The following is a 15,147-nucleotide window of genomic DNA, read 5'->3' on the forward strand; positions in this document are numbered from 1 at the left end:
GAGGCCGGAACAGCTCTGTTCCGGCCCTGGCACCACGGTTTTGCCAACTGACTCACAACCCTGCTTACCCAAGGAAGCCTGGCCGGCCCCGGTCTGATATAACGGCGGCTTTGTTCGTCAGACAAGGGAATACAGGATGTTCGCCCCGGCCAATACCGCGCACTTCAGCCTCGCCATTCCGTACCTGGAACACGACTTCAAGGTGCTGGCCTTCCAGGGCACCGAAGCCATCAGCCAGCCTTATTGCTTCGAACTGGACCTGGTCAGTGAGCGACCGGACCTGGATATCGAAGGGTTGCTGCATCAGCCGGCGTTTCTCAGTTACGCCGGGCCGGACCAGGGCGTGCACGGCCTGATCCACAGCGTCGCCCAGGGCGAATCCGGCAAACGCCTGACCCGCTATCGCATCACCCTGGTCCCCCGGCTGGCCTATCTGCAGCACGCCACCAACCAGCGCATCTTCCAGCACCGCACTGTGCCGCAGATCATCACCGAGGTGCTCAAGGGCCACGGCATCTTTACCGATTCATTCCGCTTCCAGTTGCGTGAAGACGGCCCCGAGCGGACCTACTGCACCCAGCACAACGAAACCGACCTGCACTTTATCCAGCGTCTGTGCGAGGAAGAAGGGATTCACTATCACTTTCAGCACAGCCCCGAAGGCCATCAGCTGGTGTTCGGCGAAGACCAGACCGTCTTCCCCAAACTGACCCCGACCCGCTTCAACCAGGGCAGCGGCATGGTCGCCGACGAGCCGGTCATCAAACGCTTCAACCTGCGCCTGCAAACCCGCCCCAGCCAGGTCAGTCGCCGCGACTACAACTTCGAAAAGCCGCGCCTGCTGATGGAAAGCAAAGCGCAAAGCGAAGCCCTGCCCGCACTGGAAGACTACGACTACCCCGGCCGCTTCCAAGACCGCACCCGTGGCCAACATCTGGCCACCAGAACCCTCGAAGCCCACCGCAGCGACTACCGTGTGGCGCAAGGCGACAGCGACCAGCCAACCCTGATCAGTGGCCACTTTCTGGCTTTGACCGAACACCCAAGAGCAGACTGGAACGACCTCTGGCTGCTGACCTCTGTGACCCACGAAGGCAAACAGCCCCAAGTGTTGGAAGAGTCGGTGACCAGCGCGACCAACCCCGGGGATGACTTCACCCAGGGCTACCGCAACACCTTCACCGCCACCCCCTGGGACGTCATTTTTCGTCCGCCAACGCAGCACAAGAAAAACCCCATCAACGGCACCCAAACCGCCGTCGTCACCGGCCCCGAAACCGAAGAAATCCACTGCGACGAGTACGGCCGCGTCAAAGTCCAGTTCCACTGGGACCGTCAAGGTCAGGCCAACGACAAAACCAGTTGCTGGCTCCGCGTCGCCAGCAACTGGGCCGGCGACCGCTACGGCGGCATCGCCATCCCGCGTGTCGGCATGGAAGTGCTGGTCAGCTTCCTCGAAGGCGACCCCGACCAACCCCTGATCACCAGCTGCCTGTACCACAAGACCCACCCGGTCCCGTACAGCCTGCCGGAGCACAAGACCCGCAGCGTCTTCAAAACCCTCAGCAGCCCCGGCGGCGACGGCTTCAACGAACTGCGTATCGAAGACAAGGCTGGCGAAGAACAGATATTCATCCACGCCCAGCGCGACTGGGATCAGAACATCCAGCACGACCAACATATCCGCGTCGGCAACGAACGCCACGACCGCGTCGAAGCTAACAGCTACACCGAGCTGCTGGCCGAAGAACACCGCACCACCCATGCCGACCGCAAGACGGAGATCAAGGCCGATGACCACCTGACCGTCGCCAACAATCAACACATCAAACTCGGCACCGGCCACTTCATCGAAGCAGGCAACGAAATCCACTACTACGCCGGCACCAAACTGGTCATTGACGCCGGCATGGAACTGACCGCCAAAGCTGGCGGCAGCTTTCTCAAGATCGATCCAAGCGGGGTGTCGCTGGTGGGGCCGCAGGTGCAGATGAATTCGGGCGGGAGCGCGGGGATCGGGACAAGGGCCAAGCCGTTGTTGCCGGGAGAGGTTATGCCAGCCGATGCCGCTACGCCCGGGGCTTTGCTGGAACAGCGCCTGCAAGCGCCAAAGAATATTTGTGTGGAATGTTGGCTTAAGGCTCTGCATGAAAACCAACCGATGCTGACTGGAGAATAAAGATGCCCGAGCTTCATTTCGTCATCATCGAGCAGCCCGCAAATGCCGGTGAACAAAGGATATCGATACAAACTGAGTTTTCCTGCCTGCCATTGATGCAACAGAAGGATTTTCAACATCTCAGTCATGCAGGCCCCTGGCTGGTTGCGCTCGATGATGCCGCTTTCTCCCGACTCAATACCCCCCAGTCTGATTTTCAACAAGAAGCGGTAAAGGGATGGCTTACCAGCCACCTGCCAATCGAGCCATTGAGTCAACATCTCAGCGACGCTCTGGTGGCCCAAGGGCCGGATGGTCAGCATCTTCTGCTACGAAGCTACGCACCTTCGGTGCTGCCAGCCTTACATGCTCGCAAGGACTGCAGTTGGCACGCTGCTTTTTTCGGCCCGATCAACAGTTGGTGGCTGTTCAACGGAACCGAAGTTCAGCAGTATGAGGGCGGAGGTATGACTACCCTCCCGACATATCAACCAATAACACTGGATACCGAACTACTCTTGGCCCTCGCCATGGATAGGCAAGCTCTCGCCCTGCTGGGCGAACTACAGCGCAGCGCACCCCAGGTATTTGACTCAGACTGTCACGGTGACCGATTGCGGCAAGTCGAACAGGCTCTAGCTGCTGCCCGCAAAACAGAGCTTACCCATCCGGACGATCATAGCCTGTTTGCGATACTGTATTTACTTGAAGGACACCCACCCGATCATGCGCCAGACTGGCCCATAGTCATGCAAATGGTGTCGGACCAGAGCATCGATTTTGAACATGCACTGACCACAGCGAGAGACTCTTTCCAAGCATGAATGTACTTAGAAAAAAATGGCGCAACCTGTCATCCCCCGTGCGCTGGACATTGATCACCCTGTTCTACCTGGCCCTGATTGGTGGTTATCTACTCTGGCAGTATCAACGCCCCGGAGGGGCCATGCTGTACAGCCACAATCATACGGATCGGCCGATATTCAGTTACTGGGTCAATGATATCTGGGGCGGTAACGCTTTCGCTAATGGAGGCGGCGGTGTGGTTTGCTGCTCTCGTATAGAGGGCGACACCCTGAAGGTAGTCTGGATTGTAAGCCTAACCAAAACCCAGAAGACACAAGGCTTGCAGGAAGAACGCCACGAAATGGATATCCCGAATCCGCCCCGGCTACGCCAGGATGACACTCTCCATGTGCATTTCCTACCAAACAATCAGGTGCGCCTTGCCTGGAACCGGAGTGCCAGCAGTCCTCTGAAACAAGAGCTGGATACCCTCTATCCGAGGAAACCTGATGACCAGTTGTGACAACTTACTACTTGCACAAGCAATAAGCTCACGTAGCCGGGTACCAGATAGCTTGTATCCCTCGTGTGGCAAAACACTTCATATTGGGTTCTTCTTCGACGGCTTTGCTCGACATCGCGAAAACGACCTATTAGATAACAAAGTCAGTAATGTAGCACGATTATTTCTAGCTCATAACGACCCTGAAAAGGATGATGAGCTCAATCTCTATCGCCGTGTTTATCTTTCAGGTCTGGGTACTGATTATGATGCCTCTCTTGGTGCTCGAGCTAAAGGTTCTGCTCATATAGCAGGATCAAAAACCATGGACATCCCAACCGATGTCGCTGGAGACCAAGCATGGCAAGGAGTAAAAGATAGCTGGAACGGCAATAGCGGATGGCAGCGTTTACGACGCCAGCTAGGTGATTTAAAACAAAACCCACTGAAAGGCCTCAAAATACTAAAAGACGCAGCAATTACTACAGCAGCCGAGGTAGTGGAGCCAATACGAGACTCTCGATGGGCTGCTTCGCTAATAAAAACCGGGGCGGGCACCCGTTTGCAGGGGGCCTTACTTGCGTTTGATAGAGAAGTTGCAGATGTAGAAATTAATAGCTCCATCCCTCTACGCACTATCAAGATATCAGTTTTCGGTTTTGATTTCGGCGCCACCTTGGCGCGTGCCTTCGTTCATGCTGTCTTTGAACGTAGCCAGAAACAAGGCAACGATCAATTCTACCGGCAGGCAAGAATTGAGGTTGTATTCGCTGGTCTGTTCGACGCAGTGGACCGTACTTCTGCTGAGATACCGCCACTGGAATTTTTCCTGCCGACCACTAATGTTCTTGATGACGGTGGACTGATCCATCCCGAGGTCAAAGCATTGCTACACTTGGTCGCCGCCCACGAGCGGCGCTTCTATCGCCGCGCGAGGTTGCTGGGCGATCAGCGGCGAGGTTGGCGGGAAGAACTCATGCCCGGTGTAAGCGAAGATATTGGCGGAGGTATTGCCCCCGGCGAGCAAAAACCCAGTAACGAGCTGGCATTGGTCAGCCTGCACCGGATGTACCGAGCAGCATATTCGGCTGGAGTTTCACTGCTTCCACTGCAAGAATTGGGTGAAAAAGATATCAACGTTGCAAAACTTTTTATTTTCAACGACAAAACCCCGAATCAACAGGGTGCTCAAAGCCTGACCGCCCGCTACCGCCGCCTATTGGGCCATCAAACACCCGGTCATGATGGCTTCCTTCTTAACATGCGCTATTACATACGCTGGCTGGCCAACATCTGGCACGCTTACAAGGCCGAATTGCAGCAACTGGATGACCGGGAGGAGTCCCTATATCAAAGCCAGTTTTCCGACTCATCCTGGCTTGCCAGAACGCTTGGCTTGGGTAGTGAAACAGCTCGGCAACGTGAAGTCAGACTGGAACAGACAAATGCTGTTCATCAACGTCGCGCGGAACTGCATGACCAGTTTCGCTGGTTGAGCGAAGTCGATGAAGAGGCGCGTGACATGCGAAACCGTTTACGCATATATCGCACAAGAGCTGCCGGCACGCGACAGCAACTTGAGGTTTGGTTGGTTCTACTTACAGAGTGGTTCGAGCCTTCACCGCTGGAACCAGAAATCGCAGATCTATTTGCCTTCTTTGTCCACGACCAACAGGTACTGAGTAACACGCAGCGTACCGCTCGTTGGTGGTCAGGAGAGAACTTCTTTGATATCCGCGGCTTTGATCGACCAAGGGGTAGCCTGTCCACAAATCAAGCTACTACTCAAAGCCAACATTCAGACAATAGCGCCGTGGCAGGATAGTAAGCCCTGGATGAGCCGGGCCTTGCATAGGCGCCCTCGGGCGCCATCGCAGCTAGGCGCCACTCCTACAATGGAGCCGCGCGGGCTACGAATAGAGATATGCCTGAACCCAAAGTGGTCTGGGGCGCTGATGAATCAGCGCTTTTCCAATCGCACGCCGTTCTCCGGTTCTGGTTCGCCGATTTCCAGGCGCTGCTGGCTGATGCCGCGGTCGAGCAGGCTTTGCACGAAGGCCGGGGCTTGGGCGCCGTCGACCTGGATACGCAGGCGGTTGTCTGAGCGCAGCATGCGGGCGGTCAGGTCGAGCCAGGCTTCGGTGATGGCGCTGTCGCTGTCTTCGGGCGTAATGCCGGATATCTTCAGCTCACCGTCAGCACGCAGTATCTTGCCCAGGGTAGCCGGGGTCGGATAGAGCATGTCGGTAACCGGCTGCTCCGGGGTCATCTGGTCCAGGTGCAGATAGACCTGGCGATTACCGCGGGTAATGGCGTAGAGGCTGATGAAGCGCTGTGGTTCATCGTCCAGGCGCAGGGCGAGGTAGGACTGGTTTTCCTCGGGGCCATACAGGCGGGAATAGCCCAACACCTGATTGGCCCACAGGCTGCTGCTGCCACACTCTCGCCCCTCGCAGAAGAACAGGGTGGTGTGCGGATGCTCTTGCAATTGCTTGGCGGCGTGCGCCATGGCCTCCTTGGAGGTGTGGCCTTCGGGAATCAGCCAGGATATGCGGAGCAGCTCACCTTCGGCCAACACCTCCCGCTCGGCCCGTACCTGATTGTTGATTCGGCGGATATTACCGATAACGACAGTATGCTCGACATCTTCCTGGATACGCTCCCGGGCCACTTCGGAACGCGGCAAAGGCTCGATGATGGGAGTCGCGGCCAAACTGGGCGGTACGAAGCCGCAGAATGCCAAGGTCAACAACAGCGGCCGCCAATCCTGGCGAACCTTCGATTGCAAATGCATCAATACTCCTATGAACAGACAGCCCCTGCGCGCATGTGGCGCCAGCGCCCGGTACCGATGGCCGCCTTTTTCAGAGCGGGTGTCATGGCAGCTTTGCCCAGCCTCCTCCCGGGGTCAAGCAAGGGTTCGGAAAAAGCTGTTGATAATTGTTGCAACGGCGGGTGCCGGTTCCTCCAGATGCAGGTGATGTCCGCCGTCCAGGTGGTGGGTCTGGATGTGTTCGAAGCCTTCGATACGCTCGCGTAATTGCGGCCGCTTGGCCATCACTCCCTGGTTGGCCAGCACCAGACAGGTTGGCGTGCTTATCGCTTCGGCGAACGCCACCGCATGCTCGAACGTCAGCCGCATCGGCGAAGGCAGCATCAGTTGCGGATCAGAGCGCCAGGTCCAGCCGCCCTGCTCCGGCATCAAGCCACGTTCAACCAATCTGCTCGCCGCATCGCGAGAAATACTGAAAGTGCTGCCCATTATCCGCGCGGTAACCGCCTTGGAGGCGCTGTCATAGACCGGTTTACGCTTGCTCGCCAGCGCCTGGGTGGCCTTGAGAAAGCGCGCCATCTGCTGTGGTGCATCGGCCGCCTCACCGGTAACCGGCAGGATGCCATCGATCATGGCCGCGCCCAACAGGCGCTCCGGCACTGCCCCGGACAGGATGCAACTGATGATGCCGCCCATGGAATGCCCTAGCAGGGCGAACCGCTCCCACCCCAGGTCGTCAGCTACTTGCAGTACGGTCGCCGCCTGCTGCCAGAGGCTGTAACCGCCCGCCGGAAGGTGGTCTGACAGGCCATGACCGGGCAGGTCCAGGGCTACCAGATGGACATTGTCCAAGGCAGGGCCGATCAGATCGAAAGTGGCGGCGTTGTCCAGCCAACCGTGCAGCCCGATGACCGGCAAACCGCCCGGCTCTCCCCAAACCTTGCCGGCAACTTCGATCGACGGCAGGGTAAAACGTATCTCATGACTATCGCTCATGGATGTCCCGTAATTGATTGAATGATCGAGGTAATGGAATGTAAAGATGGGGCTGCGCCCGGGCAAGCAAGTGCCGGGGTCTGAATGCAGCCACATAAGAGGTACTTCAATCAGCCCAGACGACTGGCCTGCCCCGTACCGACCAATCGCCGAGTCGATCATGATAGCGGGCATAGATGACGCTGCGCCTGAGCTGCTGGGTGCCGGTGAGCATGCCATTGGCCGGGCTCCATTCCTCATCGAGGATTACCAGGCAACCCAGTTGCTCCGCCCGTGGCAGGGCTGCGTTCGTTGCCCGCAGCAATGCTTCCAGCTCTTGTTCGACTTCGTGCCGCGGAGCTGCGCGGGCCCGCTCCGTGAGCGTCAGCAGGCCGAGGGGCTGCGGCAAGCCGTCCCCGGCGACGCAGGCCTGCAGTATGAAGCCGTGGGCCAACAGGCGATGTTCCAGAGGCTGTGGCACGATCTTCCGGCCTTCGGCAGTGTGGAACAGGTCGTTTATGCGCCCGGTCAGGCGCAGGAAGCCGTCGGTGTCGATTTCGCCCCGATCCCCGGTATGCAAGAACCCCTCGGCATCAATCATCTGAGCCGTGCGTTCGGGGTCACGGTGATAGCCGAGCATGGTCGCGCGGCTGCGCACCAGCACCTCCCGCTCCTCACCCAGACGGCATTCGACCCCGGGATTGGGCAGCCCGCACCAGCCCGGACGCAGCCGCTCTGGCCGCCCGACGTGGGAGTAACCGCAGTTCTCGGTCAACCCATATAGCTGGAACAGCCGTACGCCAATGCGGTGATACCACTCCAGCAGCTCAGCCGGTGCGACATCGCCACCGGCTACGCCAAAACGCAGCTGGTCCAGTCCCAGCTGCTCAAGCATACCGGCGGCTAGACGCCTGCCCAACAGAGGAATTTTCAGTGCCGCATCGAGTACCCGATGCTGTGCCCGGCGCATGACGCCCTGGCGAATCTGGTGCCATGTCGTTGAGGTACCGAGAAACAGAGTTGGCCGGGCCCGCTGCAGGTCGTCGATGAAGGTTTCGCGGCTATGGGCGAAGTACACCGTCATGCCCGACAGCAGAGATTGCATCTCAATGAACTGTCGCTCCATTACCTGGGACAATGGCAGCCACGAAAGTACCCGGTCCTGGTCATTCACCAGGAACAGACGCAGGAAATTGTTGGCGGCAAATTGCATGCTGGCGAAACTGAGCATGCAGCCCTTGGGCACCCCGGTGGTGCCGGCGGTGTACATGATGGTGGCCAGCTCGGCAGGGTCGCGCGTTACGACCTGCGCCAGGGGCTCGCTGGACTGCTGCAGGCTCGACCAGTCAAGCATTTGCTCGTCAGGCTCGGCCAGCGGCATACCAACCCAGGGTATGCCGCTGGGCAGGCCCGGCCGCACCCGTTGCCAATCATCCAGCTTACCGATGATGACGACCTTGGCCTCGGCATGCTCCAGCATCCGCCGGACGGCATCATCCGGCGTGGTCGGCGGCAGGGGCACGGAGATATGGCCAGCCATCCAGATGGCCAGATCACAGATGATCCAATGTGCGCAGTTTTTCGAGAGGATGGCAATGGTACTGCGCTCAGGCAGATTCAATTGCTGCAGCCAGCCGGCGAGGCGGCGCGCCTCATCAGCGCCCTGCCCCCAGGTCAACTCCTGTACCTGGCCGCCAGCCAATGGCTGGACTAGCCAGATCCGCTCCGGATGCAGCTGCGCCCGCTGGAAAAACGCGTCCAGTACCCGGACCTCCCCCGGTCCTGTCTGATTGTCCATGACCACTCCGCTGTACCGATGAATTGTGATTGTTATATGATCTGCCAGCGAATTCCAGCCACTTTTTTCAGCTGCGCTCCCGTACGCTGGCCGGGTTTGCCAGGCTGACCAGGTCAGCCACGCCGGCTGCCGGCAGCGGCATCTCCAGACAGGCCAGCCCGGCGGTGGGCATGGGATAATGGCGCTGGCGATGCCCATCCACCAGCAGGCTGAGCAATTGCCCGACCAGGGGTTGATGGCTGACCAGCAGCACTTCGCCTTCGACCCGATCAGCCAGCTCATCCAATGCAGCGAGAGGGTCGCTGTCCGGCGTCAACCAATCCACCGTAATGATGCTGCGGCGAAACCCCAGCTCCCGACGCATCAGCTCTGCGGTCTGCTGAGCCCGGCGATAGGGACTGGCGATAATCGCCTCCAGGCCATGGCCCGCCAGCAGGCCCGCCATGTCGGTTACTTCCTCACGCCCGGTGTCGGTCAGCCGCCGCTCGGCGTCACTGGCTGCCGAAGGCTCCGCCTGGCCATGGCGCAGAATCCACATCTTCATGGTTTCAGCCTGCTGCCATCACCCGGAGTAGCGTCCGTGTCATCGATCTCGTCCTCAGGCCGCAGCACCGGTGGCTCCGGCACGATGACGTCGCCCGCAGGTGCTACCACCGGCGCATCAGGTTCCTCTTCCACTACCGGTTCCACCACCGGTGGCGGCGTCACATCAGCGACGGAAGCATTGGTATCAGGCACTACCGGGGCCGCTGGCGGCACCGGAGCGGCATGCGCCGGGTCTACCGTTACCGGATCCTGGGCCGGGCGCGGTTGCCACTCGGCATTTTCATCCGGCCATTCCATGAACGGCCAGGGTTTCTCTTCGGCCGCCCCGGTGACATAGCGACCCATCTGCCAGGCATACTGCGACAGGCTGTTACCGAAGCCGGCCAATTGCCCGTTGGGTTCACCTGTAAACAGGCGAAACACGATCTGCAAGACCAGAATCGCCGCCAGCAGCACCTCGACCACCTGCCATGCCACCGCGAACAACAGGGTATAGATCAGGCGAAGCCAGAAATCGGCCGATGTGATGTTCTCTTTGAAAGCGTTCATTTCTGCTCCTTGGTCAATGGTGTGCTCGCCATGAAGGCGGAAAACTCGACATCGTGCTTCTGCTCTGCGCTCATCAACCGGCCGATAACGTCTGCCAGCGGCTGCTGCTCGAAGATGATGGCATGCAGACCCGCCACCAGCGGCATGTAGACACCTTCTTCCAGTGATTTCTGCCGTAGCACCTTCAGCGTATTTACCCCCTCGGCCACTTGCCCCAGCCGGGCAATACTCTCCTCCAGGGTCAGCCCTTTGCCTAGCGCATGCCCTACCTGATAGTTACGTGACATCGGCGAAGTGCAGGTAACTATCAGATCGCCCACGCCAGCCAGACCGAGGAAGGTCAACGGGTTGGCCCCCATATGCACGGCGAAGCGGGTCATTTCCGCCAGCGCGCGGGTAATCAGCATGCTTTTGGTGTTCTCACCCACGCCCATGGCTGCCGCCATGCCGGAGATGATCGCGTAGACGTTTTTCAGCGCCCCACCCAACTCGACCCCATAACGATCCTGGCTGGCATACACACGCAGGCTCTGGCAGCCCAGTACATCCTGCACCTGAGCACTCAGCGCCTCATCATCGCTTGCCACCACCGTCGCCGTCAGCGCCCCAGCCGCCATCTCCCGGGCCAGATTGGGTCCGGACAGCACCGCCACGCGGGCCTCGGGAACCTCCTGCTCGACGATTTGACTCATCATCAGAAAGCCCGGCTGCTCGATACCTTTCGTCGTGCTGATCAGCCCCTTCCCGGCCAGCCCGGGACCGATCTGTTGCAGCACACTGCGAAATGCGCCGCTGGGAATGGCCAGAAACACCAACTCTGCCGCGCTCAGCGCCGACGCCATATCAGTGGTGACGGTCAGCTGGGGGTCCAGTTTGATTCCCGGCAGATACCGGGTATTTTCCCTCTGCTCGCGCATTTCGCTCGCCTGCTCTTCATTACGTAGCCACAGCGTTGTCGGAACGCTATTGCTCGCCAGCAGGTTGGCCAGAGTAGTACCGAAACTGCCGCCACCCAGAACGGTAACGGGGACCTTGTGGTCGGTCATGCAAATTCCTTGAGACAGAAAACAACTCTCAGTATATGTCCGCCAACAGTAACAGCGAAGCGCTGATGAAAAAACCTGGCCGCAGGTTTACCATGGACATCAGTCAAAACAACTCGCGCCCCGTGTTCTGGGCTAAACTTCTGAGCCAATCCAGAGTGACAAGGACTGTCGTCGTGCCTCAACCACTTCAGAACCAGGCCAAGTCATGCTGCAGCGTCGCCTGACAACGCCGGCGTCAGTGTGTCCGCTTCCCGGCATGCGCGCGCAGGAGCAGCCCCGATGAATATTTTTCGACGCGGCAGCATTACCCGCCGTTTGATTACCATCGCCCTGCTCCCGGCCATCCTCCTGGGGGTCACCCTGCTGGGCTACTTCACCCATGTCCGCCTGGAAGCACTCGACCGCGAAATGCAAACCACCGGCCAGTTGATTGCCGATCAGCTGGCGCCAGCGACCGAATACGGCGTCATAACCGGTAATCTCGACCTGCTGAGAAACCTCATCAAGGGCTCCTTGAGGATGCCCAATGTGCATAAGATCGAGGTGCTTGATCAGGACGGTAATTTGTTGGCGATGGAGCAGAAGACTTCTGTGGCCCAAGGGCCGCTGCGTCTGTTCAGCGCCCAGATCGAGCGCCAGGGCATCCCCCTGCACTATGATTTGTTTCTGCTCAACACCGATGTCGTGGAAGACCATCAACCCCAGCAATTGGGGCAGGTTCGTATCAGCCTCAGCTATCAATCATTCGTCGAACGTCAGCGCAGCATCCTGTTTCGCAGCCTGCTATTGGGTGCAGTAGTGCTGCTCGCTGCCCTCCTGTTATCGACCCGCCTGGCCCGGGCTTTCGCTCGCCCATTGGTAGAAATGCGCAAAGCCGTTCAGGCCCTGCAGGACGGGCGCCTCGATACCCGCCTCGAGATCCGCGAGCGCAACCAGATGGGTGAGCTGATGGCCAATATCAACCGCCTGGCAACGACCCTGCAGCAGGCCGAGATGCAGCAGCACAACGCCATGACCGAACTCATCAATGCGCGAGAACAGGCAGAGCAGGCCAGCCGGGCCAAGTCGGACTTTCTGGCGATGATGAGCCATGAATTGCGTACCCCGATGAACGGCGTGATGGGCATGCTGCAATTGCTGGAAACCACCGAACTGACCAATGAACAAGTCGAATATTGCCGCATCGCCAGCGAATCCACCGAGCACCTGCTCAAGGTCATCAACGATATTCTCGACTTCTCCCGGGTCGAACGCGAAGCCTTCGAACTGGAGCATATTCCCTTCGACTTGTCCGCCCTGCTGGACCGGACCGCCATCGCATTCGAATATGCCACTCGCAAAAAGGGCCTGTCACTGAGTGTCGAACGGAACGGCCAACCACCAAACCCTGTGGTACTGGGCGATCCGACGCGCCTGCGGCAGATACTGGTAAATTTGCTGGGCAACGCGTTGAAATTCACCGAACAGGGCCTGATCCAGCTGAGCGCACATTGGCAGGTGGACGCCAACGGCACACTGCAGCTGACCTGCAGTGTGATGGATAGCGGAATAGGCATCGCCCCCGAGCGCCTGGAGCGCATGTTCGATGCTTTTCAACAGGGCGACAGCAGTACGTCCCGACGCTTCGGTGGCACCGGCCTGGGGCTGTCGATCGCCCGTAACTTCGCCCGCAAGATGGGGGGTGAACTGAAAGCGACCAGCCAACCCGGCCAAGGCTCCTGCTTCATCCTGAACCTCCCCTTCGAGTTGCCCGGCCAAGCGCAGGCGGCGATGGATATCCCGCCGATCGAAGCTGCTCGTGTCGGCACTCTGCCGGTGTTGCTGGTAGAAGATAATCCGGTCAACCAGATGGTCATGGAAGGCATGCTGCGCAGCCTGGCCCTCCCGGTGGTACTCGCCGAGGATGCGCAGCAAGCCATGCAATTACTCAAGGACCCCACCCAGGCCTTTTCGATTATTTTCATGGACATCCTGCTGCCGGACATGAATGGCTTCGACACCTACCGCTGGTATCTCCAGCATTGCGCCGACGTCCATATCCAGCCGCGCCCCTGCATCGCACTGACTGCCAGTGCCTCCGACGAAGATCGCCGCCGCAGCGAGGAAGCAGGCATGCAGGGTTTTCTCAGTAAACCCGTGACCCGCAAGGCGCTGCGGCAAGTACTGGAACACTGGCTCTGAGCCGGCTTGCATCAGCGCGATTGATTGACTGGCATTTAGCAATATCCCGGGGATGGATTCAGCGGGGGCAAACGGGCGACACTGGCCGCCCCATCATCATTTCAGGAATCCATCAGGCATGAGCGTTGTAGCCAGCTATCCGATCACACTGGAATCACCCTTCGCGACCCTGCCCGAGCTCCTGGCCCTGAACGCCAGGTACCGGGCTGATCATCCCGCCGTTATCCAGGATGGACAGCGGCTCAGCTATGCCGAGCTGGATACTCAGGTGAATCGCGCCGCCGCCGCGCTGCAGCGCGGCGACTTGCAGCCGGGCGACGCCATCGCCATCTGCGCCGCCAACTCGATACCTTATGCCGTGCTGTTTCTCGCCGCTTTGCGCGCCGGTATGGTCGTCGCCCCGCTAGCGCCCTCGTCCACCGCTGACAGCCTGGTCAACATGCTGCGTGACTCCGCCGCCAAGCTGTTGTTCGTTGACCAGTCCGTCGCCCAGGCGCTGCAACCGGTGACAGGACAGATCCAGATACCGTTACTGAGTCTGGATGACAGCCAGCCGAATACCGGCTTCAGCCAGTGGCTGGCCGACAGCATGCCCACCCCCGTGGAGCTCAAGCCCGAGACGCTGTTCAATATCATCTATTCCTCCGGCACCACCGGCGAGCCCAAGGGTATCGTGCATGACCACCTCATGCGCTGGTCGCACATCCAGCGCGGCATCGCCTTCGGCTACGGCGCCGACGGCGTCACGCTGATGTCCACCCCGCTGTATTCCAACACCACGCTGGTCTCCTTCCTGCCGACCATCGGCCTGGGCGGGACCCTGGTGCTGATGAGCAAGTTCGACGCGCAGAAATACCTGGAGCTGGCCCAGGAGCACCGCGCCACCCATACCATGCTGGTGCCGGTGCAGTATCAGCGCATCATGGCTCGTGATGACTTCGACCGTTACGATCTGTCCAGCTTCAAGATGAAGTTCAGTACCAGCGCGCCGTTCCATGGTGAGCTCAAAGCCGACATCCTGGAACGCTGGCCAGGCGGGTTGGTCGAGTTTTACGGCATGACCGAAGGCGGTGGCTCCTGCATGCTGCTGGCCCACGAATTTACCGACAAGCTGAACACCGTCGGTCGGCCGCTGGATGGCCACGACATGCGGGTCATCGACGAAGACGGCAATGAGCTGCCCGTCGGCGAAATCGGTGAAGTGGTCGGCCATTCCATCGCCATGATGAGCGGCTACCTGAACAAGCCGGAAAAGACCGCCGAAGCCGAATGGTACGACCACACCGGCAAACGCTTCATCCGCACCGGCGATGTCGGCCGGTTCGATGAGGAGGGCTTCCTCACCCTGATGGATCGCCGCAAGGATATGATCATCAGCGGTGGTTTCAACATCTACCCCAGCGATCTCGAAGCCGTGCTGCGCCAGCATCCGGACCTGGTGGAAGTCACCGTTATTGGCGTGCGTTCCACCAGCTGGGGTGAAACCCCGGTCGGCTATGCCGTACTCAAGCCCGGCGCCGATACCCCTGCCGAACACATTCTGCAATGGTTCAATGGTCAGGTGGGCAAGACCCAGCGCCTGAACCGCCTCATCCTCACCGATGAGCTGCCCCGCAGCGCTATCGGCAAGGTCCTCAAGCGCGAACTGCGCGACCAGTTCCAGGCCGAATTCGGCGTTCTGGACTGAAGCTGGAGCCTTTAACTGCCAGCGCAGAGATACATAAATTTTTGTCCTGCGCTGGCATCACGGGTATCCTCAACGCCTCTGGTCTGTCCGGGTGTGACTTTCACCCCGCGTCAGCAGTCTGAGCTTACGCTGGCGGACTTCATCGT

General features: G+C 59.4%; 12 protein-coding genes. 6 read left to right on the forward strand and 6 right to left on the reverse strand.

Annotated features, from left to right (window positions below; all coding sequences use genetic code 11):
- The first annotated feature begins 136 nt into the window (after positions 1–136).
- Genes QAO71_RS09315 through QAO71_RS09330 form a run of 4 tightly spaced genes read left to right on the forward strand, consistent with a single transcriptional unit; the run spans position 137 to position 5,271 of the window.
- Positions 137–2,179 carry a type VI secretion system tip protein VgrG gene (locus tag QAO71_RS09315; RefSeq protein WP_280164220.1) on the forward strand — a complete coding sequence of 681 codons (2,043 nt, stop codon included), beginning with the start codon at positions 137–139 and terminating at the stop codon, positions 2,177–2,179.
- A gap of 2 nt (positions 2,180–2,181) precedes the next feature.
- Positions 2,182–2,982, forward strand: a complete 801-nt coding sequence (locus QAO71_RS09320; protein WP_280164221.1) for a DUF4123 domain-containing protein — start codon at positions 2,182–2,184, stop codon at positions 2,980–2,982.
- On the forward strand, positions 2,979–3,467 hold the full coding sequence (locus QAO71_RS09325; RefSeq protein ID WP_074778434.1) for a DUF3304 domain-containing protein: 489 nt from the start codon (positions 2,979–2,981) through the stop codon (positions 3,465–3,467). The genes QAO71_RS09320 and QAO71_RS09325 overlap by 4 nt, the downstream gene beginning before the upstream one ends.
- Positions 3,454–5,271, forward strand: coding sequence for a DUF2235 domain-containing protein (locus QAO71_RS09330; RefSeq protein ID WP_083392407.1), 1,818 nt, complete (start codon positions 3,454–3,456; stop codon positions 5,269–5,271). Before QAO71_RS09325 ends, QAO71_RS09330 begins: the two co-directional genes overlap by 14 nt.
- Before the next feature lie 135 nt (positions 5,272–5,406).
- Here the strand turns inward: QAO71_RS09330 and QAO71_RS09335 are convergent, their stop codons facing one another.
- The 6 genes from QAO71_RS09335 to QAO71_RS09360 all read right to left on the reverse strand — a co-directional run bounded on the left by QAO71_RS09335 (position 5,407) and on the right by QAO71_RS09360 (position 11,133).
- Positions 5,407–6,240: a DUF4892 domain-containing protein gene (locus QAO71_RS09335; RefSeq protein ID WP_280164222.1), complete on the reverse strand. Its 834-nt coding sequence runs from the start codon at positions 6,238–6,240 to the stop codon at positions 5,407–5,409.
- A 114-nt stretch (positions 6,241–6,354) separates the two neighbouring features.
- A complete protein-coding gene (locus QAO71_RS09340; RefSeq protein WP_074778430.1) occupies positions 6,355–7,215 on the reverse strand; it encodes an alpha/beta fold hydrolase in 861 nt (286 codons plus the stop codon).
- Between the two features lie 106 nt (positions 7,216–7,321).
- Positions 7,322–8,992, reverse strand: a complete 1,671-nt coding sequence (locus tag QAO71_RS09345) for an AMP-binding protein (RefSeq protein ID WP_280164223.1) — start codon at positions 8,990–8,992, stop codon at positions 7,322–7,324.
- A gap of 67 nt (positions 8,993–9,059) precedes the next feature.
- Positions 9,060–9,536: a phosphohistidine phosphatase SixA gene (gene sixA, locus QAO71_RS09350; RefSeq protein ID WP_036989565.1), complete on the reverse strand. Its 477-nt coding sequence runs from the start codon at positions 9,534–9,536 to the stop codon at positions 9,060–9,062.
- A complete protein-coding gene (locus tag QAO71_RS09355) occupies positions 9,533–10,087 on the reverse strand; it encodes a DUF4389 domain-containing protein (protein WP_280164224.1) in 555 nt (184 codons plus the stop codon). Before QAO71_RS09355 ends, sixA begins: the two co-directional genes overlap by 4 nt.
- Positions 10,084–11,133: an NAD(P)H-dependent glycerol-3-phosphate dehydrogenase gene (locus QAO71_RS09360; RefSeq protein WP_051610806.1), complete on the reverse strand. Its 1,050-nt coding sequence runs from the start codon at positions 11,131–11,133 to the stop codon at positions 10,084–10,086. The genes QAO71_RS09355 and QAO71_RS09360 overlap by 4 nt, the downstream gene beginning before the upstream one ends.
- A gap of 279 nt (positions 11,134–11,412) precedes the next feature.
- Between QAO71_RS09360 and QAO71_RS09365 the strand changes: the two genes are divergently transcribed.
- Positions 11,413–13,314: an ATP-binding protein gene (locus tag QAO71_RS09365; RefSeq protein WP_280164225.1), complete on the forward strand. Its 1,902-nt coding sequence runs from the start codon at positions 11,413–11,415 to the stop codon at positions 13,312–13,314.
- Positions 13,315–13,432: 118 nt separating this feature from the next.
- Entirely contained in the window at positions 13,433–15,001 is a 1,569-nt protein-coding gene (locus QAO71_RS09370) for a class I adenylate-forming enzyme family protein (protein ID WP_280164226.1), read from the forward strand.
- The last annotated feature ends 146 nt before the right edge of the window (positions 15,002–15,147 follow it).

The sequence above is a fragment of the Halopseudomonas sp. SMJS2 genome (assembly GCF_029866945.1).
Classification (GTDB): domain Bacteria; phylum Pseudomonadota; class Gammaproteobacteria; order Pseudomonadales; family Pseudomonadaceae; genus Halopseudomonas; species Halopseudomonas bauzanensis.